19 protein-coding genes are annotated in these 21,565 nt (G+C 53.6%); 7 read left to right on the top strand and 12 right to left on the bottom strand.

Features of this window, described 5'->3' with window-relative positions:
* Positions 1-4 precede the first annotated feature (4 nt).
* On the top strand, positions 5-1,114 hold the full coding sequence (locus tag WG31_RS10075) for a glycosyltransferase family 4 protein (RefSeq protein ID WP_063354437.1): 1,110 nt from the start codon (positions 5-7) through the stop codon (positions 1,112-1,114).
* On the opposite strand, the gene WG31_RS10070 is transcribed toward WG31_RS10075, so the two are convergent.
* Positions 1,065-2,267 carry a DEAD/DEAH box helicase gene (locus WG31_RS10070; protein WP_063354436.1) on the bottom strand — a complete coding sequence of 401 codons (1,203 nt, stop codon included), beginning with the start codon at positions 2,265-2,267 and terminating at the stop codon, positions 1,065-1,067. The two genes, WG31_RS10075 and WG31_RS10070, sit on opposite strands and share 50 nt — an antisense overlap.
* Positions 2,268-2,396: 129 nt before the next feature.
* Here WG31_RS10070 and WG31_RS10065 point away from each other — a divergent pair, with 129 nt between their 5' ends.
* Entirely contained in the window at positions 2,397-3,428 is a 1,032-nt protein-coding gene (locus tag WG31_RS10065; RefSeq protein WP_063354435.1) for a mitochondrial fission ELM1 family protein, read from the top strand.
* A 25-nt stretch (positions 3,429-3,453) separates the two neighbouring features.
* Here the strand turns inward: WG31_RS10065 and WG31_RS10060 are convergent, their stop codons facing one another.
* Positions 3,454-3,648: a hypothetical protein gene (locus WG31_RS10060; RefSeq protein ID WP_006117453.1), complete on the bottom strand. Its 195-nt coding sequence runs from the start codon at positions 3,646-3,648 to the stop codon at positions 3,454-3,456.
* A gap of 41 nt (positions 3,649-3,689) precedes the next feature.
* Positions 3,690-4,580: a phosphoserine phosphatase SerB gene (serB, locus tag WG31_RS10055; protein ID WP_039892069.1), complete on the bottom strand. Its 891-nt coding sequence runs from the start codon at positions 4,578-4,580 to the stop codon at positions 3,690-3,692.
* 51 nt (positions 4,581-4,631) lie between these two features.
* Between serB and miaA the strand changes: the two genes are divergently transcribed.
* The 4 genes from miaA (at position 4,632) to ilvC (ending at position 9,153) form a co-directional block, all read left to right on the top strand.
* Positions 4,632-5,624 (top strand): tRNA (adenosine(37)-N6)-dimethylallyltransferase MiaA, encoded by a 993-nt coding sequence (gene miaA / locus WG31_RS10050; protein ID WP_304466177.1) that lies wholly within the window; start codon positions 4,632-4,634, stop codon positions 5,622-5,624.
* A gap of 14 nt (positions 5,625-5,638) precedes the next feature.
* Entirely contained in the window at positions 5,639-7,489 is a 1,851-nt protein-coding gene (gene ilvB, locus WG31_RS10045; protein ID WP_006117449.1) for a biosynthetic-type acetolactate synthase large subunit, read from the top strand.
* Positions 7,490-7,555: 66 nt separating this feature from the next.
* Positions 7,556-8,074 carry an acetolactate synthase small subunit gene (ilvN, locus tag WG31_RS10040; RefSeq protein WP_003628530.1) on the top strand — a complete coding sequence of 173 codons (519 nt, stop codon included), beginning with the start codon at positions 7,556-7,558 and terminating at the stop codon, positions 8,072-8,074.
* Between the two features lie 59 nt (positions 8,075-8,133).
* Positions 8,134-9,153 (top strand): ketol-acid reductoisomerase, encoded by a 1,020-nt coding sequence (ilvC, locus tag WG31_RS10035; protein ID WP_035351970.1) that lies wholly within the window; start codon positions 8,134-8,136, stop codon positions 9,151-9,153.
* 83 nt (positions 9,154-9,236) lie between these two features.
* Here the strand turns inward: ilvC and WG31_RS10030 are convergent, their stop codons facing one another.
* Genes WG31_RS10030 through WG31_RS15560 form a run of 3 tightly spaced genes read right to left on the bottom strand, consistent with a single transcriptional unit; the run spans position 9,237 to position 12,453 of the window.
* The gene (locus tag WG31_RS10030; RefSeq protein ID WP_063354434.1) at positions 9,237-10,232 is read right to left on the bottom strand and encodes a copper resistance protein B; all 996 of its coding nucleotides are present in this window, start codon (positions 10,230-10,232) and stop codon (positions 9,237-9,239) included.
* Positions 10,229-11,974, bottom strand: a complete 1,746-nt coding sequence (locus WG31_RS10025; protein ID WP_082823194.1) for a copper resistance system multicopper oxidase — start codon at positions 11,972-11,974, stop codon at positions 10,229-10,231. Before WG31_RS10025 ends, WG31_RS10030 begins: the two co-directional genes overlap by 4 nt.
* A 44-nt stretch (positions 11,975-12,018) precedes the next feature.
* Entirely contained in the window at positions 12,019-12,453 is a 435-nt protein-coding gene (locus WG31_RS15560) for a hypothetical protein (RefSeq protein WP_063354432.1), read from the bottom strand.
* 122 nt (positions 12,454-12,575) lie between these two features.
* On the opposite strand from WG31_RS15560, the gene WG31_RS10015 reads away from it, so the two are divergent.
* Positions 12,576-14,948 carry a heavy metal translocating P-type ATPase gene (locus WG31_RS10015; protein ID WP_082823192.1) on the top strand — a complete coding sequence of 791 codons (2,373 nt, stop codon included), beginning with the start codon at positions 12,576-12,578 and terminating at the stop codon, positions 14,946-14,948.
* Between the two features lie 5 nt (positions 14,949-14,953).
* Here WG31_RS10015 and WG31_RS10010 read toward each other — a convergent pair whose 3' ends face one another.
* From WG31_RS10010 to WG31_RS09985, 6 genes are all read right to left on the bottom strand, one after another.
* On the bottom strand, positions 14,954-16,258 hold the full coding sequence (locus tag WG31_RS10010) for a hypothetical protein (protein ID WP_063354431.1): 1,305 nt from the start codon (positions 16,256-16,258) through the stop codon (positions 14,954-14,956).
* Positions 16,259-16,291: 33 nt separating this feature from the next.
* On the bottom strand, positions 16,292-16,921 hold the full coding sequence (locus WG31_RS10005) for a nicotinamidase (protein WP_063354430.1): 630 nt from the start codon (positions 16,919-16,921) through the stop codon (positions 16,292-16,294).
* A 12-nt stretch (positions 16,922-16,933) separates the two neighbouring features.
* Positions 16,934-18,262 carry a glutamate--tRNA ligase gene (gene gltX, locus WG31_RS10000; protein ID WP_063354429.1) on the bottom strand — a complete coding sequence of 443 codons (1,329 nt, stop codon included), beginning with the start codon at positions 18,260-18,262 and terminating at the stop codon, positions 16,934-16,936.
* Between the two features lie 56 nt (positions 18,263-18,318).
* Complete coding sequence (locus tag WG31_RS09995; protein ID WP_063354428.1) at positions 18,319-18,738, bottom strand: hypothetical protein; 420 nt, start codon at positions 18,736-18,738, stop codon at positions 18,319-18,321.
* Positions 18,735-19,982 (bottom strand): nicotinate phosphoribosyltransferase, encoded by a 1,248-nt coding sequence (locus WG31_RS09990; protein ID WP_082823191.1) that lies wholly within the window; start codon positions 19,980-19,982, stop codon positions 18,735-18,737. The genes WG31_RS09995 and WG31_RS09990 overlap by 4 nt, the downstream gene beginning before the upstream one ends.
* Before the next feature lie 80 nt (positions 19,983-20,062).
* Positions 20,063-21,442 (bottom strand): class II 3-deoxy-7-phosphoheptulonate synthase, encoded by a 1,380-nt coding sequence (locus WG31_RS09985; protein WP_006117437.1) that lies wholly within the window; start codon positions 21,440-21,442, stop codon positions 20,063-20,065.
* Positions 21,443-21,565 lie beyond the last annotated feature (123 nt).

The raw sequence follows: 21,565 nt of genomic DNA, 5'->3' as shown, positions 1-21,565 counted from the left end.
TGGTTTGAGTGGCATACGGGTATTTATCTGGCAGTGGGGGCGCAAAGGGGCGGGCCCGCGCATTGCTGCGGAACTTGCCAAAGCCCTGAACACGTTACCCAACACGTCTGCTGTTCTTTCTCTTTCCTGCGGGGCGGAAGTGCTGCAGGCTGAGCCTGATCTGCATAACGATGTACCAGTGCGTACATATAAAAGCCTTTCCAGCTTTTTCATGCGTTTGTTGCAAGCTCCATATATGCTGCACGCATTGGGCCGTATGTTACGCACTGTTCAGCCTGATGTTGCTATATGTGCCATGCCGGGGCCGCTTGATCTGATTATGGTTGCAGCTTTGCGTAAAGCTGGCGTGCCCGTTGTAGTGCTGGTGCATGATGCGGCAGCACATCCCGGAGATGGTTTTGTTGGGCAGATGTTTTTGCAGCGTCTGCTTATTTTGTTTGCTGATGTTCCGGTTACATTAAGTCGGCATGTGGCTGCCCAGCTTGAACGACAATGGTATATGCGTGGGCGGCGTGCGCTAGTGGCTTTTCATCCACCGTTTGCGTTTGTTGCGCCGCAGGGGCAGCAAAGTGCACCTTTTGCGCATAAAGGGCCTGTTCGGCTGCTCTTTTTTGGCAGGTTGCTGTCTTACAAAGGTTTGGATCTGCTGGCTCAAGCTCTTACAGCCATGGATGCACAAGCCCATTATATCTGCCGTGTTGCAGGCAAAGGGCCACATAGTGCGGAGCTGGAGCAGTTGGCATCTTTACCTAATGTGCAGATTGAAAACAGATGGGTGCCGGAAACAAAAGTCAGCCAGCTTCTGGCATGGGCAGATGCGCTAGTGTTGCCTTATAGAGAGGCAACGCAAAGTGGTGTAGGTGCCGCAGCCCTTGCTGCCGGACGTTGGGTGATTTCAACAGATGTTAGTGGTCTGGCAGAACAGTTTGCAGGACAACCTAATGTGCTGTTCTGCAAGCCAGAAGCCCAGAGCATTGCGGTAACGCTTACGGAATTTATAAAAGATAAGCCTGCCGCCACCCCAAACGCACAAGGCAAGCAAAAGGCAGAGCAGGCATGGCAGATTATGGCCGAACAGATTTTGAACGGCGTGAAACAGGTTGAGGAGGCTTAGCCACAGGCAGGGCTTGTTCGGCGCTGATAATCCGTAATTTCACCTGTGCGCCAACCTCAATCTGCCGTAGGCTTTTACGATCATCCATTGTGCATAACGTAAGAGCAGACCCTTTTTCTCCGCCGCGCCCTGTGCGGCCAATACGGTGCAGATAGGTTTCTGGCTGATCTGGCACATCGTAATTGATGACCTGTTTTACAGAAGGCACATCCAGCCCACGTGCTGCAACATCTGTGGCAACAAGAATAAAGAGCCGCCCAGATTCAAAGCTGGCAACTGTGCTGGTGCGTTTATCCTGCGCAATGTCCCCATGTAAAGGAGCCGCAGCAAGGCGTGCTTTTTTAAGAATAGCGGCGAGCTGATCTGCTTCTGCCTTTGTGCGTACAAAAATAATACTGCGCATTTTAGGCGCACGGCTAAAAAATTCTTTTATAAAGCCCGGCTTCTGAGAGGGATCTAAAAACAATGCGGCCTGACGAATGGGCCCGCGCTTTTGGGGGGCTTGTTCAATGCTGATTTCAACCGGCTTGTGCAGCAGGCTCAAAAGCGTGCTTTTAAGACTTTCGGGTTGGGTAGCGGAAAGCACCAACGTTTGCCGCATGGATGGCAGATAGGAGAGCAGGGTTTCTGTATCTTCTTGAAATTCGGGAGAGAACAGGCGGTCGCCTTCATCCAGAACCAGATATCCGCATTCTGAAAGATCGCAAATCCGGTTGGAAACAAAATCCAGCAAGCGGCCCGGTGTTGCAATCAGAATGCGTCGACCAGTTGCTTGCGCAAGAAAATGCTCCTGCTCAGCCCGGTCAGATCCGCCAAACAGTGGCACAAGGGTCACCGCAGTTTGCTTCTGGCCTTTTTTGCTTTCTCCCAAACAGGTGCGAAAAACTTTTTCTACCTGCAAAACCAGTTCACGCGTGGGCACAAGCACCAGTACAAAGCGTGGCTTGCGAGATTTCAGCAGCTTCTGGCTAAGCGGCAAAGTATAGGCTGCCGTTTTGCCCGTGCCCGTGGGGGCACGCACCAATACATCTTTGCCATCCAGAATGGCAGGAATAGCAGCCTGTTGCACTGGAGTAGGGGCAGCCATGCCCGCCTGCTGCGCATGTGCGCATAATGCTGGATCTAGGCCCAGATCATGGAAACTGCCGGACATTGTGTTGCCTTTCTCCTTATCTGGAATGCGCAAACACGCCTTGCACGCTTTCCGTTCCAGCGGCAAGGAGAGAAAGACACGGGAGCGCTTTTCAGCACTCTCCCTTGCGCAACAGAGGAATAACGCATCATGGCGCGTGCAGATTACGCCGGAACCCCAGAGGGTTCAAATATGTCGTCTTGCGGAACGCAGGCGGGCGTTGCTGCCTTTGTGGTGGGGGAAGATTTTGCTGGCATGCGGTCGCAGGCTTTGGGGCTTGTGGCACGTGCAGGGTGGAATGGCACTTTCCATCCGATATGCCCCAGTAAGCTGGCCCGTGTTATGCTGCGTGGGCCGCACTGGCTTGGTAAGCCTTTTTTGCGCGGCAGCGATGGGGCGGAACTGGAAGAAAATCCTGCGTTTGCACAATCCTCTGTTGTGGTGAGTGTTGGCGGTAAGGGTGGAGAAGTTGGCGCTGGTTTGCGTGGCTCACACCGACCTGTGGTGCAAATTCAAAATCCGCGCAAAAATCTGTCACGGTTCGACCTGGTTATTGCCTGTCGGCACGATGATATTGCAGGCCCCAATGTTTTGCTGGGGCGCACAGCGCTGCACGGCCTTACGCCAGAAGCGCTGGAACAGGCGCGTGCAAAATGGCAGCCACAGTTTGCAGAATTGCCACGCCCTCTTATTGCAGCCTTGGTTGGGGGCTCAAATGGTCGCTTCCATTTTGGAGAGGCAGAAGCCCATCGTCTTGGGCAGGTTCTGGTCGAAACCCTTAAGGCGGAGGGGGGCAGTTTGGTTGTTACTCCTTCTCGGCGCACAAGCCCGGCAGCCATGAAGGTGCTGAAAACCATTGTAGAAGGCGCGGGTGGACATGTTTGGAATGGGGAAGGGGAAAATCCCTATGAGGGTCTGATTGCCTGTGCAGATAACCTGATTGTCACAATTGATAGTGTATCAATGATATCAGAGGCTGTTGCCGGGTGTGCGCCAGTAACAATCTACCCTTTGCCGGGCCGTTCTCGCCGGATTACCGATTTTATAGAAGAGCTGGAACTTGCCGGGCGGGTGCATGTGCTGGAAGAAACAGAAACGCGCCTTCCTGCCCCATGGTTGGCGTTACCGCTGGATGATACACCTTATATTATTAGGGAACTGCATAAACGGCTTGGTTTTTAATCAAGCCGTTATTGTGTGCTGTGTTCTAGATCCAGATAGACCCAAGTAGAATAAGTGTGCCCACAATAAGTGCGGCCACATGGCGCATAACGTGCTCTGGCGTGTCTGGCGGCAAGTTCAGGTAAAAAACAAAGCAGTAAACCATCAGCCCACACCCAACAATCACGCAGATTGCACGGACGATGGGATAAGTTGAAATATCACGCGGATCAAACTGCATAATCTTTTCCTTATGCCGTCATGCCAAATGTACTGAACTGATTAGTCCTTGATAAATGCAGAAGCAGGATACCCTTGCGCAAACAGAACCGTGCGTAGGGATGTATGATTGATCTGGGCTGTAATCTCCTTGCGCACAACCGGTTTGGCGTAAAATGCCATACCAAGCCCGGCCTTGCGCAACATGGGCAGATCATTTGCACCATCGCCAATAGCCAGCGTGGCTTCTGCGGGCAGATGATGGGTGGCTGTTAGCTTTTCCAATAGGCTCAGTTTTGTATCTGGCCCCAGAACAGGTTGGCCGGTTGCGCCTGTCAGGCAATCTTCTGCATCAAAAAGCAACGTGTTGGCGTGGTTTTCATCAAACCCGCACAGGGCGGCAACCTTGGAGGTAAAAAAGGTAAAGCCGCCAGAAACCAGTGCAGTGTAAGCGCCGTGTGCGTGCATGGTTTGCACCAGTTCACGCGCGCCGGAGTTGAGTTTGACGTCCTTCCACGCTTTTTCCAGCAAGGAGGCGGGGAGTCCCTTTAGCAGGGCCACGCGCTCACGCAGGGAGGCTGCAAAATCCAGCTCACCATTCATGGAGCGTGCAGTAATGGCAGCTATTTTTTCACCAATACCGGCATGGGCTGCCACGTCATCCAATGTTTCATTGGCCACTATGGTGCTGTCCATATCGGAAACCAGCAGCTTTTTGCGGCGCGTGGCTGTATGGGTCAGCACCGAATCTATGGGCAGGGTATTCAGCGCTTCCCGCACGGCTGGCAGCTTGCTGGCTGCACTTTCCGTGCAAGGAATATCAACTGCTTCCCCTGCTGAAAGCACAGTGGCTTCTGCAGTGGTGGCCAGAATGTCGCGCACCAGTGCAATGGTGGCGGTATCAAGGGGTGTTGCCTCACGCTGGGCAACAAGGGTCAGAACAAGGCTCGTCATGGCAAAGGGGTGTGTGGCAGGAATGCAGGCATGAGGCAAGCAGAACACCATATGGGCAGACTTGCGGAGCCTTCCGCCAATCTGCCCGCAGCACTTATTGTGGCCGGGCCCACATGCTCTGGCAAATCCGCTCTGGCGTTGGCATTGGCCCGCAGATTGAACGGCGAGATTATTAATGCCGATTCTATGCAGGTTTATAAGGATCTCGATGTTTTAACGGCCCGCCCCAGTGCAGAAGATGAGCAGCTTGTGCCGCACCGGCTTTACGGTGTGCTGCCAGCGGAAGAAAAAGGCAGTGTGGCATGGTGGCGAGAGCAAGCTTTGGCCTGCATGCAGCAGGCATGGGCGCAAAACCGTTTGCCCATTTTATGTGGTGGTACAGGGATGTACTTGCATGCCCTGACACATGGCTTGGCCATTATCCCAGATACAGGGGATGAGGCCCGGCAGGAGGCCCGCCAAAGTGTGGCGCAGTATGGTGCTCCAGCCTTGCATGCCCGCCTGATGGAAGTGGACCCTGAAACAGCCTGCCGCCTGCGGCCTGTAGATTCCCAGCGTGTTTCGCGCGCATGGGAGGTGTGGCGTGGCACTGGGCACGGGCTGACATGGTGGCACAAACAGCCGGGCTTGCCGCCTGCTGCTTGCCGGTTTGTAGCTGTTCGCCTCAATCCGGAGCGTGCGGAACTGCGGGCGCGCATTGCTGCAAGGTTTGAGAACATGCTGCGCAATGGTGCTGTGGCAGAGGTGCGGACATTACTGGCCCGAAAGTTGGATACCAGCCTGCCAGCCATGCGTGCGCACGGCGTGCCAGAACTTTCTGCCATGCTGCGTGGAGAAATAACCGAGCAAGAAGCCACGCAACGGGCTGTGCAGGCTACAGGGCGTTACACAAAGCGGCAAGCAACGTGGTTTGCGCACCACAGTTTGGCAAAAAAGGGCTTGGAATGCACAGTTGATGCATCTTTTTCTGATTTTGCGCAATTTTCGGAAAGAAAATACGAAGAAATTGTATCTTTCGTTCTCCGTGGGATTGACGCTACCTGATTCGAGGCCTAAAGATGCCGCCTGTCCCATTTCCGGGAAGAGAGGATAACATGACACTCAAAACTGCTTCGGCACCATCAGACGCACGGAACACACCAGCCCTTTCTGGTGCGGAAGTCCTTATGCGCGCGCTGGCTGAGCAGGGTGTGGAAGTTATTTTCGGGTACCCGGGCGGGGCGGTTCTGCCTATTTATGATGCCCTGTTTAAGCAAAACCAGATTCGCCACGTGCTGGTAAGGCACGAGCAAGCGGCTGTTCATGCGGCAGAAGCCTATGCACGCTCTACCGGTAAGGTGGGTGTTGTGCTGGTTACCAGTGGTCCGGGTGCTACAAATGCCGTTACCGGCTTGCTGGATGCCATGATGGATTCTATCCCGCTGGTGTGCCTGTCTGGCCAGGTGCCCACAAGCCTGATTGGGAATGATGCTTTTCAGGAAGCAGATACCACAGGTATTACGCGGCCTGTTACCAAATACAATTATCTGGTGCGCAAGCCCGAAGATCTGGCGCCAACGGTGCATGAGGCTTTTGCCATTGCACGTTCTGGCCGCCCTGGCCCGGTGCTGATTGATCTGCCCAAAAACATTACTGTGGGTGATGCGCCATACATGGATGCAAAGGAAATTGCACCACGTACGGAAAGAACGCAGGCCAAGCCGGATAAAGATGCTGTAGCCCGCGCCGTAAAGGCCATGAAAAATGCCAAGCGCCCTCTGTTTTATACGGGTGGCGGCATTATCAATTCTGGCCCGCAAGCGAGTGAAGCCCTGCGCAAACTGGTTAAAATGACGGGCTTTCCCATCACCTCTACGCTGATGGGCCTTGGGGCTTATCCGGGCACCGATTCCCAGTTTCTGGGTATGTTGGGAATGCACGGTACTTACGAAGCCAATCTGGCGACGCATGATTGCGATGTGCTGATTGCGCTGGGCAGCCGGTTTGATGACCGCGTGACCGGGCGTGTGGATGCGTTTTCTCCCACATCCTTTAAAATTCATGCGGATATTGATCCGGCACAGATCAACAAGATCATCCACGTAGATGAAGCCATTATTGGTGACGTGGGTGAAACCATCGCCATGATGCTTGAGGAATGGGAAAAAGAACCCGCCTTCACGCATCAGAAAGAACTGGCTGAATGGTGGAACCGGATTGATGCATGGCGTGCGCTGGATTGCTTGCGCTTTACGCAGGATCAGGCTCCGGATGCGGTTATCAAGCCCCAGCAGGCGATCCGCCGCATTTATGAACTGGCGCGCGAAACCGGGCGCGATACCTATGTTTCAACCGAAGTTGGGCAGCATCAGATGTGGGCTGCGCAGTTCTTCCAGTTCGATCATCCCAACCGTTGGCTAACATCTGGTGGCCTTGGCACTATGGGTTATGGCTTGCCCGCAGCCGTTGGCGCGCAGATTGCACACCCGGATGCATTGGTAATGGATATTGCTGGTGAGGCTTCTACCCTGATGAATATTCAGGAACTGGGCACCATTGCGCAGTATCGTCTGCCGGTAAAAATCTTCATCATCAACAACCATTACATGGGCATGGTGCGCCAGTGGCAGGAGCTGCTGCATGGCTCGCGCTATTCTGAAAGCTACAGCGATGCGCTGCCAGATTTTGTAAAACTGGCAGAAAGCTTTCATGGCACGGGCCTGCGTGTCACGCAGCTTAGTCAGTTGGATGATACCATTCGGCAGGCACTTGCGCATGATGGGCCGGTGATTGTGGATATCTGCGTGGCGGAAGGCGAAAACTGCTTCCCCATGATTCCTTCTGGCGCTGCCCATAATGAAATGATTTTGGGGCCAGAGCAGGAAGAAAGCGGAGCCAAGATCACCAAGGAAGGGCAGATGCTGGTCTGAGACCAGTTGGGGGTTGCCCTCAAGAGTTTCTTTCTTCTTCCAGTCTGATTTCAGGATACACTGACAATGCAGCAGGAAATTTCAGGTTCTGCCGTTATCTCTCTTCTGGTGGACAACGAAAGCGGTGCGCTGGCCCGTATTGTGGAGCTGTTTTCTGGCCGCGGATACAACATCCAGAGCCTGACAGTTGCCCCGGTTGATGAAAATCAGACCACATCCCGCGTGAATGTGGTGACAACTGGCACCCCCTCCGCTATCCGCCAGATACGTGCCCAAATTGCGCGTGTGGTGCCCGTATCCCGCGTTGTGGATCTTACGGCAGAAGGCCCATATGTGGCGCGGGAAATGGCGCTGGTGAAAGTGGTTTCCTCTGGCGAGCCGCGTACGGAAGCCCTGCGGATTGCGCAGGCATTTCGTGCACGGGCAGTGGACACCACGGCAAGTTCTTTTGTGTTTGAACTGACTGGCTCTACAGAAAAGCTGGACAGTTTTATCGAGCTGATGCGTCCGCTTGGGCTGGCTGAGGTTTCACGCACAGGCGTGGCCTCCATTTGCCGCGGACCGCAGACAATTCAGAGCATCTGAAGTATGAGAAAAGCCGGAAAAGCTATTCCGGCTTGCTAAAAGGAGCAAAAATCATGGCAATGCGCGTGTATTACGACCGTGACGCCGATGTGAATCTGATTAAATCCAAAAAGGTTGCCATTATTGGTTATGGTAGCCAGGGCCATGCCCACGCAAACAACCTGAAGGACAGCGGCGTAAAAGACGTCGTGATCGGCCTGCGCGAAAGCTCCTCAGCAGTTGAAAAAGCCAAGGCTGCTGGCTTCACCGTGATGACCCCAGACAAAGCTGCTGCATGGGCAGATGTTGTTATGGTGCTGACGCCGGATGAAGGCCAGGGTGCGCTGTATAAAGAATCTCTGGAAAAGAACCTGAAGCAGGGTGCTGCTCTGGCATTTGCTCATGGTCTGTCCATCCACTTCCGTCTGATCGAAGCACGCCCGGATCTGGACGTGTTCCTGATTGCACCAAAAGGCCCTGGCCATACTGTGCGTTCCGAATATCAGCGTGGCGGCGGTGTACCCTGCCTGGTTGCTATTGCGCAGGATAAGTCAGGCAAGGCTCTGGACATTGCTCTGTCCTATGCTTCCGCTATCGGTGGTGGCCGCGCAGGTACGATCGAAACTTCCTTCAAGGAAGAAGTTGAAACCGATCTGTTTGGTGAACAGGCAGTTCTGTGCGGCGGTCTGGTTGAACTGATCCGCGCTGGCTTTGAAACGCTGGTTGAAGGTGGTTACGCACCGGAAATGGCATACTTTGAATGCCTGCACGAAATGAAGCTGATCGTGGACCTGATCTATGAAGGCGGCATTGCCAACATGAACTACTCCATCTCCAACACTGCTGAGTATGGTGAATACGTGTCTGGCCCGCGTGTGATTACGCCAGAAACCAAAAAAGCCATGAAGGGTATTCTGACAGACATCCAGAACGGTACGTTCGTGCGTAACTTTGTGCTGGAAAACCAGTCTGGCAACGTGTTCTTCAAAGCTACACGTGCTCGTAACGATGCGCACCAGATTGAAGCCGTTGGTGAAAAACTGCGTGGCATGATGCCGTGGATTGCAAAATCCCGTCTGGTTGACAAAACCAAGAACTAATTCAGTTCTGGCGTTAGCCTTAGCAAAAAGCCCTGCCACCTCATGTGTAGCAGGGCTTTTTCTGTTTTGGGGCTATCTTGCTGTTAAAACCATGAGCGGATGCCAAAGGTAAAACGTAAATCCTCTGGCCCATTTTCCGCCATGCGGGTGTTGTTTCTGGCTACGCTGGCGGTGTTGCCATAATGCCCGGCATAGGTAACGGCAATATATGGCGCAATCTGGCGTTTGAACTCGTAGCGTAGGCGTAAACCTGCATCTATGTCAGAAAAACCCCGGCTGACACCACGCTCTGGGTCTGCATGAGAATAAAAGTTCAGCTCGGCTTGTGGCTGTAAGATCAGGCGGTTGGTTATCAGGAAGTCATAAGAACCTTCCAGTTTGCCTGCCACTCCTGTGTTGTTGAAATATGCCGTGGCAGATACATCAAAAAAGTAAAGTGCCAGCCCTTGTACACCTACGGCACCCCATGCGCGGGTAGGGCCGCTATCTACATCTAACCGGATACCTGCCTGCACATCAAAATAAGTGGAAATGGCGCGGTCGTAAAAGAATTCATGATCGCCGTCTGAAAAACGATGGTGGCCATCTAGTAAGCCTTCGGACTTTACCCAGAACTTGTTGTAATCTGTGCCAAACCACGCCTGGCCAGAATAGCGGAACAGGCTGTTGCCCGGAGTATATCGGCCCTCGAACTGTTCCAGAAGCGCATGGAAATACGTGTTGTGGTCCATAACCGGGTGGATATGCTGCACGTAATGCACTTTGGGCACAAGTGGCGGTGTGGCTGGCCATTGTGCGCTGGGTGTAACGGGCGGATAGGCGGAAGTGCCCGGTTTGTCGTTTTTGTTGGGTGCTACGCTTTGCGTAGAATGATGCGCGGGTGTCGAGCTTTGCGGATGCGCAGGTTTTTGGGCTGACATGTCCATGTCGCCCATATCCATATCATCCATGCCTTCCATACCTGCATGGTGCATGGAAGCCGCTTTAGCCTGCGGAATAACCGTAAAAGCCATAAGCAGAGCAGGCATGCCCAACAGGAGCCAACGACACAAAATCTGGCGGTAAAAACATGTTTTCATGACACCACCACCGTGCGGAACATGCCTAGATCCATGTGGTAAAGCAGATGACAGTGAAAAGCCCATAAACCCGGTGTATCGGCAGACACCAAGTAACTAAGCCGCCCGCCCGGTTGCACAATAATGGTGTGTTTTACGGGGTTGTACAGGCCGTTCCCGTTTTCCAGTTCACTCCAAAGGCCGTGCAAGTGGATGGGGTGTTCCATCATGGTGTCATTGATCAGGGTAAAGCGTACCCGTTCGCCCAAACGCAGCGGAGTGGGCTCAGCTTCCGAGAATTTTTTACCATCAAATCCCCAGATATAACGCTCCATATTGCCGGTAAGATGCAGCGTGATCTCGCGCGACGGTGGGCGTTGATCTGTGGCTGGGTGGGTGGCGCGTAGGTCTGCGTATGCCAGAACCCGTCGGCCATTGTTTTGTAAGCCATCACCGGGGTCTGCCATCCGGTTGATGGGCATGGCGGCACGGTTTTGGTTTTCTACATTCAAGGGTGGCGCATGTGTTTTTGCTACCGGATGCATGGGCATGTCGTGCATATCCATGTCACCCATATCGTGGCCCCCATGCATGGCCATACCCATATCTACCATGGTGCGTACGGGGCGTTCATCCATCGGGGGAATGGGCGCACTCATGCCGGAATGGGGGGCGAGGGTGCCGCGAGCGTATCCTGTTCTGTCCTCACTTTGGGCAAAAATGGTGTAGGCTTGGTTGCCTTGTGGCTGCACAATGCAATCATACGTTTCCGCCACACCGATGCGGAATTCATCTACCCGCACGGGTTCAACATTATTTCCATCTGCCTGAATGACATCCATCTGTAAGCCGGGAATGCGGATATCGTAAAAGGTCATGGCGGAGGCGTTGATAAACCGTAGCCTGATGCGTTCACCGGGTTTGAAAATACCGGTCCAATTGGCAGCAGGCGTGCAGCCATTCATCAGATAGGTGTAAATAATGCCGCTGACGTCTGAAATATCCGTAGCAGACATATTCATGCCGGCCCATTGCATACGGTCTTTTAGTGTGGGCCAGACGCCAGATTTCTTGGCATCATGAAAGAACGAGGCAGCCGTGCGCTGACGGAAATTATAGTAGTCGTCCTGAAACTTCAGCTTGTTGATGATGGTATGTGGCGCCACATCAGACCAGTCTGAAAGCAGGATAACGTAATCCTGGTCATAACTGTTGGGGTCTGGCTCCTTGGGGTCAATCACAATGGCCCCGTACAGTCCCATGGCTTCCTGCATGTTGGAGTGGCTGTGGTACCAGTATGTGCCGCTCTGTTTGATAGGAAAGTGATAAGTAAAGTGTGCGCCGGGTGCAATGCCCGCAAAGCTTAGCCCCGGCACCCCATCCATATGGGCCGGGCAGCGTATGCCATGCCAGTGGATGGAGGTTGTTTCATCCAACGTATTATGAATGTTCAGGCGTAAATCATCGCCTTCACGCCACCGCAGGATAGGGCCGGGCACACCGCCATTCATGGTGGGTACGCGCTGCGGCTTATCCACAATATTTACGTTTGCCCAACCGATGGTCAGATCAAAATTACTGCTGGTGTGCGGGGGTACAATTCCGGATGTGTGGGAAGAAGCAAAAACCTGTTGAGGTGGCCGAAAAGCATACATGGCCGCCAATGCGCTGCCGCCAGTTATAAACTGCCGACGAGACACATTTCTCCCTTTCAAGGCAGGAGGAATATGCATGGGTATTGTCCATTCTGCATTATGCTGCACGTATGTAAGAACGCGCAGACCGACTGATTAAAACGTGTGAAAAATCAGGCGTTATGCAGTTTGGGTGGCCTTAGCAGAGGTGCGGCAGCGTAATCTGGCAGAAACAGAACATTCCTGCGTAACCGATGTGCAGGTAATTGCCATGCGGCCTCATGCACATGCGTATAAGGTAGAAGCGCAGAAAGCCCAGATGCAAAGCAGTCTGTCTGGCAACAATGCTGTTGATGATGGTGTGCATGGTTTTGCAAGGCACAATGGGCCGCATGGGCTGCCAGTGGTGCAACTGCCGAATGTTCCATCGGCATGTTCATGGCATCATGAGAATGGCATTCGGCGGACTGCATGCTTGTAGGCCACCCACCCATTGCATGGGTAGATGCAAACACCTTGCCCGGCAGAAGCGCATGCAAACCCACCAGCACTGCTACAAAAAGCAGGCCGCTCAGAATTTTTCTGAAAGGCAGGATGCGATCCATCATCTCGCCACCATATCTGCAATGTGTATATGAGAGCAAGAAAATGTCCTGCAACGCAGAAAGTCGTATCATAAGTTGGTTTTGGTGCGATACGCAGGTGTGCAGCTACAGGCGGAGTAGGGTGAATGAGCCAGACAATCAGTTTCCCGGTAGAAGGGATGTCCTGCGCTGCATGCGCTGCCCGGCTGGAAAAAGTGCTGAACAGGTTGGAGGGCGTGCAAGCCTCTGTCAATTTTGCAACAGCCAAAGCACAGGTTGATCTGGGGGCCGGTGCAAGCAGCGTAACAGATGTGTTAGGTGCCGTAGCTAAGGCCGGGTTTGGGGCGCAGACATCCAGCGTAGATCTGGCTCTTACAGGGCTTTCTTGTGCAGGCTGTGCCGGGCGGGTGGAAAAAGTGCTGAACGCCCTGCCATCCGTGCATGCAAATGTTAATCTGGCTACCGAGCGTGCGCATGTGACCTTTGTTCCCGGTATTGTAACCGTGCAAACGCTGATAGCAGCGGTGGAAAAAGCCGGATATGGCGCAAGTGTTTTCCAACAGAAAACAGCAGAAGAAGCCAAGCGTCAGCGGCAGAAGGAATGGCGCACAGCGCTTACGGGTTTTGTGCTGGCAGCGGTTTTAAGTCTGCCGTTTTTGCTGGAAATGGTGGGCATGATGGTAGGCGCACACCATGCGGTTATGTTGCCGCTATGGGTACAGCTTGGTCTGGCCACTATAGTTCAGTTTTGGTGTGGCCGTTCCTTTTATGCAGGCGCATGGCATGCATTACGCAGTGGTGCTGCTACTATGGATGTGTTGGTGGTTTTGGGCACCAGCATTGCCTATGGCTTCAGCGCGGTTGTGGTGCTGTTTGGGCTTGATCAGCCTGTTTATTTTGAGGCCAGCGCGCTGGTTATTACACTGGTTTTGCTGGGGCGTCTGCTAGAAGCACGGGCCAAGGCGCGTGCAGGCGCTGGGATGGAAAGTCTGCTACGGCTCCAACCCAAAACGGCGCATGTTGAACGTGCCGGGCAGATAACGGATGAACCTGTAGAACAATTGCAAATTGGCAATGTGTTTTTGGTGCGTCCGGGTGAGAGTATTCCTGTAGATGGCGTGGTGCTTTCTGGCGCATCGGATGTGAACGAAGCCATGCTGACGGGTGAGAGCGTGCCCGTTACCAAGCAGGTCGGAGCCAACGTGTTTGCAGGCACATTAAACCAGACTGGCGCGCTGCGGGCCAAAGTAACCGGAATTGGCAGCCAGACCATTCTGGCAGGCATTGTGCATATGGTGGAGCAGGCGCAGGGTAGTAAAGCCAGTGTGCAGCGGCTGGCAGATAAGGTGGCATCTGTTTTTGTGCCAGTTGTGCTGGCGCTGGCTGTGCTGACATTTGCAACAGGCTGGTTGTTGACAGGCGTGTGGGACCAAAGCCTTGTTAACGCTATTTCTGTGTTGGTGATTGCCTGCCCATGTTCTCTGGGGTTGGCAACTCCTACCGCCATTATGGTGGGCACGGGGCTGGGCGCGCGCGCGGGTATCTTGTTCCGTAATGCGGATGCACTGGAGCAGACACGTAAGCTTACAACGCTTGTGGTGGACAAAACAGGCACCTTAACCCAAGGGCAGCCCGCAGTTGTGGATGTTCAGGTTATAGCGCCTGCTTCTGCACAAAATGCGCTGGCTCTGGCATATGCGCTGGAAAGCCAATCCGAACATCCATTGGCGCGTGCAGTTGTTAATTATGTACGTGCGCAGGATGTAACAGCGGCAGAGATATCTGGCTTTCAGGCGGTGCCGGGGCAAGGTGTTACCGCAGAGTTTCAGGGGCAATCTGCCGCGTTGGGTTCTCCTACGTATCTCAGCACTCTTGGCTGTAAGGTAGATCATGAATTCACCCAAAGCTGGCAGCAGCAGGGGCGTACGGTTGTGGGGGTGGCGCAGGGGCAAACGGTTCTGGCATGGTTTGCGCTGGCAGATCAGATCCGACCAGAAGCGCATGAAGCTGTAGCGGCCTTGCAGCAGCAGGGGCTGGATGTGGTCATGCTAACGGGGGATAACGCCCGTGTTGCGCAGGCTGTGGCCCAGCAGGTGGGTATAAAAACAGTTATTGCTGGTGTGCTGCCAGATGGCAAAGCAGCCGAAATTCGTAAGTTGAAAGAGCAGGGTAAGTGCGTTGGCATGGTGGGCGATGGTATAAATGATGCCCCGGCCCTTGCCTCAGCCGATGTTGGGTTTGCCATAGGGGCTGGAGCAGATATTGCGCTGGAGACGGCTGATGTTGTGCTGATGCGCAGCAACCTGATGGCCTTGGTGGATGCGCTTTCCCTCTCTCGCGCCACGGTTTCCAAAATATGGCAGAACCTGTTTTTTGCCTTTATCTACAACATTCTCGGTTTGCCACTAGCGGCACTTGGTAAGTTGGACCCAGTGCTGGCAGGGGCTGCTATGGCCATGAGTTCTGTTTCTGTTGTCAGCAATTCTCTGTTGCTAAATCGGTGGAAGCCCAAATCCTGATAACATCAGGTGGGTAAAGAAGGATTGGTTTCACCAAGTAAAATACTGCCTTCTTCTGGCAACCACTCTCCTGTATTTTCATCACGCCCTTGCAAGTAAAACTGGCGAGGCGTGGTGTCTGATGCAGATTGTGCAGCCTTTTGCAGAAATTTCTGCATAGGGGCAGATTGTTTGCGGTTAATCAGGCAACACAGCTTGGTATCAGGAAAAGCGTCCAGCATATGAGCGGAGCAGTCTTCCCCCGCAAAAATCATTAACGGTGGCATCTGCCGTTTTGCGACAAAATATTTGTGAATAATGGCTGTTTTGCCAGCATCTGCCGGGAAGGGGTAATGAGCAGCCTCGGTAGAAAGCAGGATTTTTTTGCGTTCTGCCAAACGTGCGCCAAAAACATGTTCACGCGGCAGGTTGTATCCATACTCTGCTGATGTTGCGAACAGCGCAGTAATATCCTCCATGCCGGAGGTGCAGATAACCGGGTCTATCCCATGTTCTTGCAAAATCTGGAACAGGTTGGCCATTTCTGGCGTAAGCCGTAGGGCCTGCACAACTTTGGCAGATACAGGGCCAGCTTTGCCGGGGCGCTCTGCCGGGCATTCCCACGTTTGTGTAGTAATGGAGGCCCCAAGGCACCATTCATTTGCCGCGCGGCTTAGGGCAATAACATCTGCTGCCGTTTGCCCAGCCACCAGCCGTATCATCCAGCGTTGCGCGGCTTCTGGCCCGTGCAGTGTGGCAACGGCCTGTTGGCAAAAGGCCATTCTGGCCCGAAAAGCTTGCAGAGTAATATCTTTTGCCAACACATCGCGTGGGAGCGGATGCGGCATATGCCCGTAACGGGCCGCCAGCGCACGATAATCCTCTATCAGATCATCCACCAGCACCGGGAAGGAAACGGGTTGCCCAGCCATATTAAAAAATGGTGCTGGCAAGGGGTGCGCAAATGCATGCACGTGGATAAGGTGCCGGAATTCATCTGCACGCATTAGAAAGCTAAAGTGTTCCAGCATGTAGAGGAACAGCGTTTCCTGCACATCGCCCACAATGGTTGTGTTGTTCCAGTCCACCACCACATAAGGCCGACGTTGCGGATTATAGATGGAAGAATATTGCCCGTTGGCGTTGATAACGTTCTGAATGGTCTTATGCACATGCGGCGCCCATTTAAGGGTCTCCAGCATGGGCGGTTCGCGTTCCATCAGTTCGGGAATGGATGTTGCACGTGCAGCAATGGGTGGCCCAGCCAGAGCAGAAATGCCCATACCAGCACAGAAAAGACCAAAACGACGGCGAGAAAAACTGTTACGCATAAAAACCTCTGGCTGGTTTGCGTAGGGTATGAATCAGCGCGTTGGGCAAGGTATGTGTAATTGTAACCCAGAATACAGTAAAATGCCTTTTGCCTGACAGGCCGTAAGAGCACGGGCGGGATCAGTCTCTAACCCTTGGGTGGCATCTGTTAGAAGCACGCTTGTATATCCGGCTTTGTGTGCATCTATTGCTGTGGCCTGCACGCAGTATTCCAATGCCAAGCCACACACAAAAACACGCATGATGCCATGTTGTTTTAAAACTGTATCCAGCAATAGGCCCAATTCTGTTTTGGCCCCAAAAGCAGAGTAGCTATCCTGATCGGCCTGCGCACCTTTGAACACATGCAGGGTATGTTCGGGTAGGTGTAAATCTTTGGGAAAATCTGCCCCGTATGTATGGGCTACACAATGCGGGGGCCACGAACCCTTTTGATGGTGGGTATTGAAAGAAACATGATCAGGTGGGTGCCAGTCCTGCGAGGTTACGATCATCCCAAAAGGTAAACGTGCCAATTTGTTGATAACAGGCACAATGGCATGGCCTTTAGGCACAGGCAGGGTGCCGCCCGGCAGAAAATCGTTCTGCACATCCACTACAATCAGCGCATCCCTTTTGCCCGGTATAAAGGTAGGTGGGAAAGGCGCTGATTGCGGGGGCATGCGTGTTATTCTTTATGCAGAAGGGAGCAGCCGCGCCAAGGCGCGATTGCGGCCAATTAATGGTAGAAGATCACGCAGTTCCGGCCCTTGTTCTTCACCTGTCAGGGCCAGACGAAGGGGATGAAACAGGGCTTTGCCAGAACGGCCTGTTTTTTCACGCACAGCGGTTGTCCATGCTTTCCATGTGGTTTCATTCCACGGTTCGGCAGGTAGCAGGCTTGCGGCTTCTTTCAGGAAGTCATCTTCTCCTTCCTGCACGGGGGGAATGATATCTCCATCCGTTACATTATGCCAAAGGCGTGCTTCTGAAAGCAGTTCGATATTTCCGCGAATAGCCAGCCAGAATGCCTCTGTGGCCCCTTTAGGTAATCTGTCTGCCACATCTGCATAAGGTGTCTGGGCCAGTAGTTTGTGGTTCATGGCCAGCAACTGGCGGGTATCAAACCGAGCGGCAGAGCGGGAGATATGGGAGATATCGTAGATCTTGGCCTGTTCATCAAACGGCAGCAACACCGGGTCATCCGAAGATCCCAGACGAGCAAGATAGGAGATAAGCGCTGTTGCTTCTATGCCATCCTGCCGGAATGTGCGCAGAGAGCACGCATCAAACCGCTTGGAAAGTTTACCACCATTTTCATCAAGCAGCAGTGGCAGATGCGCAAAACGGAAGTGATCAGGATGTGCCCCAAGAGCTTGGGCAATATCAATCTGCACGCCGGTGTTGGTTACGTGGTCTTCCCCACGAATAATGTGGGTAATGCCTGTTTCCAGATCATCTACAACAGAAGCCAGTGTGTACAGCACTGTGCCATCTGTGCGCACCAGAACGGGGTCTGAAACAGAAGGAAGTTTTACCTGGCAATCACCCATCACCATATCGCGCCAGCGTACAGTGGTGTTGGACAGTTTGAAGCGCCAGTAGGGTACTTTACCGTTTGCTTCAGCCTGTGCACGCTGCTGGGCAGTCATTTTCAACATGGCACGATCATAAACCGGAGCACGGCGCTGGCGGATCTGTGTTTCGCGTTTGGCGGCCAGTTCCTGCTCACTTTCAAAGCAGGGGTAAAGGTGGCCAGAGGCCTTCAGTTTTTCAATGGCCGCAGCGTAGCGATCCAGCCGTTCTGTCTGCCGGAAGGTTTCATCCCACTGAATGCCCATCCAGTGCAGATCTTTCTGGATAGCTTCCACCAGCTCCTCGCGGGAGCGGCCGATATCCGTATCATCAATACGAAGTTGGAATTGGCCACCGTGGCGGCGGGCGTAAAGGGCATTGGCAAGTGCCTGACGGGCATTGCCAACATGCAGGAGGCCGGTAGGGCTGGGAGCAAAACGGAGTTTCATGACAGAAGCTTATGGCGCGAATGAACAGGAAAGGCCAGCCACAGCGTTATGCTGTGTTAGTGCTGGTGGCCGCCATTATCTGCATCGTCCGGCGCTGCGTAAAGGTCTGTCAGGTCTTCATTATCTTCAACCAGCCGACGCGGGTCCAGCATACGCCAGTCTCGTTCCATGGGTGTTGCGCGGTGGGCTGTAAAATCATCCAGCTCATTGGCGGAATGCCAGCCATCTTCACCTGCATCTAGTACCACAGCATCTTCACCAAAGCTGAACCACGTTGTGAGCACATCCTTGGCGCTGGCGCCAGGGGTGCGGCAGCGTTCTATACTGTCGCGCACATAGGCGCGGGCAAATGCATTGGCGTGTGCCAGATCATGAAAAACGCCAACATCTTCCACAATGTTATCTTCCGCACCGCCAGAAAGATCCAGAATGCGAACTTTCCATGTTTTGTCTTCGGTATCGGTTTTGTCGGTCATGTCTGTTCGCCTTTGGTGGTTTTGCGGAAGGAGGGAAGTAGGAATTCCCTCCCAATTTTTACCCGTTCAACGCCGTTGTAGGAGACAATATCGGCTGTGGCGTAGGTTTCGTTCCATAGTTCAGGAATAAAGGAGCCAGTACCCACAACATCAACGGGGGCGTGTGCGTCTGCCATACAGGCGCATTTGGTAACACCGAAGCCAGAAGACGCAATAATTTTAACATGCGGGAAGCCTGCGTGATCCAGTTCCTCGCGCATTTTCCAGATAGCTGCGGCAGAAACACCTGTGCCAATCAGGTAGCGCAGTTCTTTATCAGAACGGTAACGGCGTAGTGCTTCAGGCGCATGGCGGTTGACGACCGCATAAGATTCCTGCGGATTCAGCCCCTGCATAAAGCGGCCGCCATGTGTATCCAGCCTTACAGCCAGCTTGCCTTCTGCCGCCAGTTTGGGAAAGCGGTTGCAAACGGCCAGCGCGTCCGTAATTTCTTGGCCAAAGTAATCAACCAGAACAACCAGATCTGTATGAGGAAATTCCGCGTGGAACATTTCAGCCGCACGCACGGTGGAACCTGCATATCCAATTAAAGCATGTGGCATGGTGCCTGCGCCATGCGTGCCGCCAAAAAAGGGTGCAACGGCATCATTGGCTGTGCCTACAAATCCGATAGCGCCGTTTTCCTGCGCTTCACGCCCCCCAACAGAAGCTGCATAGGCCATAAGCTCCTGCATTTCATACCCAGCGCAATGGCGGGCATCCATGGCTAAAAAGCGGGTATGCGGCAGGGAAAGTGCCATCTGATAAGCGCGATGTGCCGCAACACAAGGGCTACCAAGTTTTTGCAGCAGCAGTGTTTCCAGATCAGCCAGATGGGTAAAGGAGCCTGTTACGTAAACCAATGGCTCGCCAGCGCCCACCCATTCACCTTCTGGGTGCACCACATCGACAGAGTAGGGGGCTTGGCGCTGGGCCATAACGTTTTTCAGCCATTCCAGCATCAGCCCCGGAGCAGAAATAACCGGACGACGGATAAAGAAGGCATATGTAACCTCGCAATCTCCAAACCGGCCGACAATCTGGCGGGTACGATTAAAATAGGAATCTGTACGCGCGCGAATTTCCGCATCGGGAAGCGGTGCTGCTGTGCGGGCGGAACAGACGCCTGCTGAAGGTTTGGAGAAGGAATGTGTCATCCTGATCTGCTCTTTCTGCCATTGGGGCTGCAGGGATGATGGGAACAACGGGGGGCAAGGTAAACCCCACCCCCCGGTTCTGTGATCAGCCTGAGTGTTCAGGCTGAGTTCATAAAAGCGTGTATGCCTTAGCGTTCGCTTTTGAGTTCTTCCGCAATCAGGAAGGCCAGTTCCAAAGACTGTTCAGCATTCAGGCGCGGGTCACAGAAGGTTTCATAACGGTTGCCCAGATCTTCTTCTGTCAGGCAATGCGCGCCACCTACGCATTCGGTTACGTTCTGGCCTGTCATTTCCAGATGCACACCACCAGCAGGCACGTTTTCTGCCGCGCACACGGCAAAGAACCCTTTCACTTCCTTCACGATGGAATCGAAGGAGCGTGTTTTGATCTTCTGCTGTGTAGAGGTGGTGTTGCCGTGCATGGGGTCTGTCAGCCACGTTACAGTCTGCCCAGTAGCTTTTACGGCCCGCATAAGCGGGGGCAGTTTTTCTGTAATCTTATCCGCACCCATACGAGAGATAAGCGTAATACGCCCGGCTTCGTTTTTCGGGTTCAGGATTTCTGTCAGCTTTTTAATGTCTTCCACGCTGGTAGTGGGGCCGACCTTAATGCCGATAGGGTTACGCACACCGCGCAGGAACTCAACATGCGCGCCATCAGGCTGGCGGGTGCGGTCCCCAATCCACACAAAGTGGGCGGAGCAGTCGTACCATTCACCAGATGTCGAGTCGATGCGTGTCAGAGCCTGCTCATAAGGTAGCAGCAACGCTTCGTGAGAGGTGTAGAACTCTGTTTCATCAATCTGCGGGGCAGATGCTGCGTTCAGCCCACATGCCTGCATGAATGCCAGCGTTTCGCCAATACGTTCCGCCATAACGCGGTAACGGTTGGAAAGCGGAGAACGCTCAACAAAGCCAAGATTCCAGCGATGCACCTGATGCAGGTTGGCATACCCACCGTGAGAGAACGCGCGCAGAAGGTTCTGGATACCGGTGGACTGGAAGTAGCCGGTTTCCATACGAACAGGGTCTGGAATACGGGATTCCGGCGTAAAATCTGAACCGTTGATGATATCGCCGCGGTAAGACGGCAAGGTAACACCGTTTACGGTTTCCGTATCGGAAGAGCGCGGCTTGGCGAACTGGCCAGCCATACGGCCAATTTTAACAACCGGCACTTTGGCGCCAAATGTCAGCACTACCGCCATCTGCAACAGCACGCGGAAGGTATCACGCACGATGTTGGCTTTGAATTCACCAAAGCTTTCAGCGCATGCGCCACCTTGCAGCACAAAGGCCTGCCCGGTAGCAGCTTGCGCCAGATGGTTGCGCAGGGTGCGTACTTCCCCGGCAAATACCAGCGGCGGATAGGAACTTAGCCGATCTTCAACCGTTTTAAGCGCGGCCTGATCCGGATAACTGGGAATCTGCTTTACGGGAAACGAACGCCAGCTATCCGGCATCCAGGTCGCAGACGTCGGGTTGGGCTGGGTGAGCGTTGCACTCATAACGCGGTTCCTGTCAGTTTAAGGGTGGTCAGGTCAGAGGTTGAATAAAGAGACATAAAGCACCTTACACCCGCGTACGGATGCCAAGGGGAAGCCTTTATGTCTAAAACAGCGCCAATAGGC

Source organism: Acetobacter oryzifermentans (assembly GCF_001628715.1).
Classification (GTDB): domain Bacteria; phylum Pseudomonadota; class Alphaproteobacteria; order Acetobacterales; family Acetobacteraceae; genus Acetobacter; species Acetobacter oryzifermentans.
Note: the sequence above shows the minus strand (reverse complement) of the source record. Positions and strands in the feature narration are given on the sequence as shown.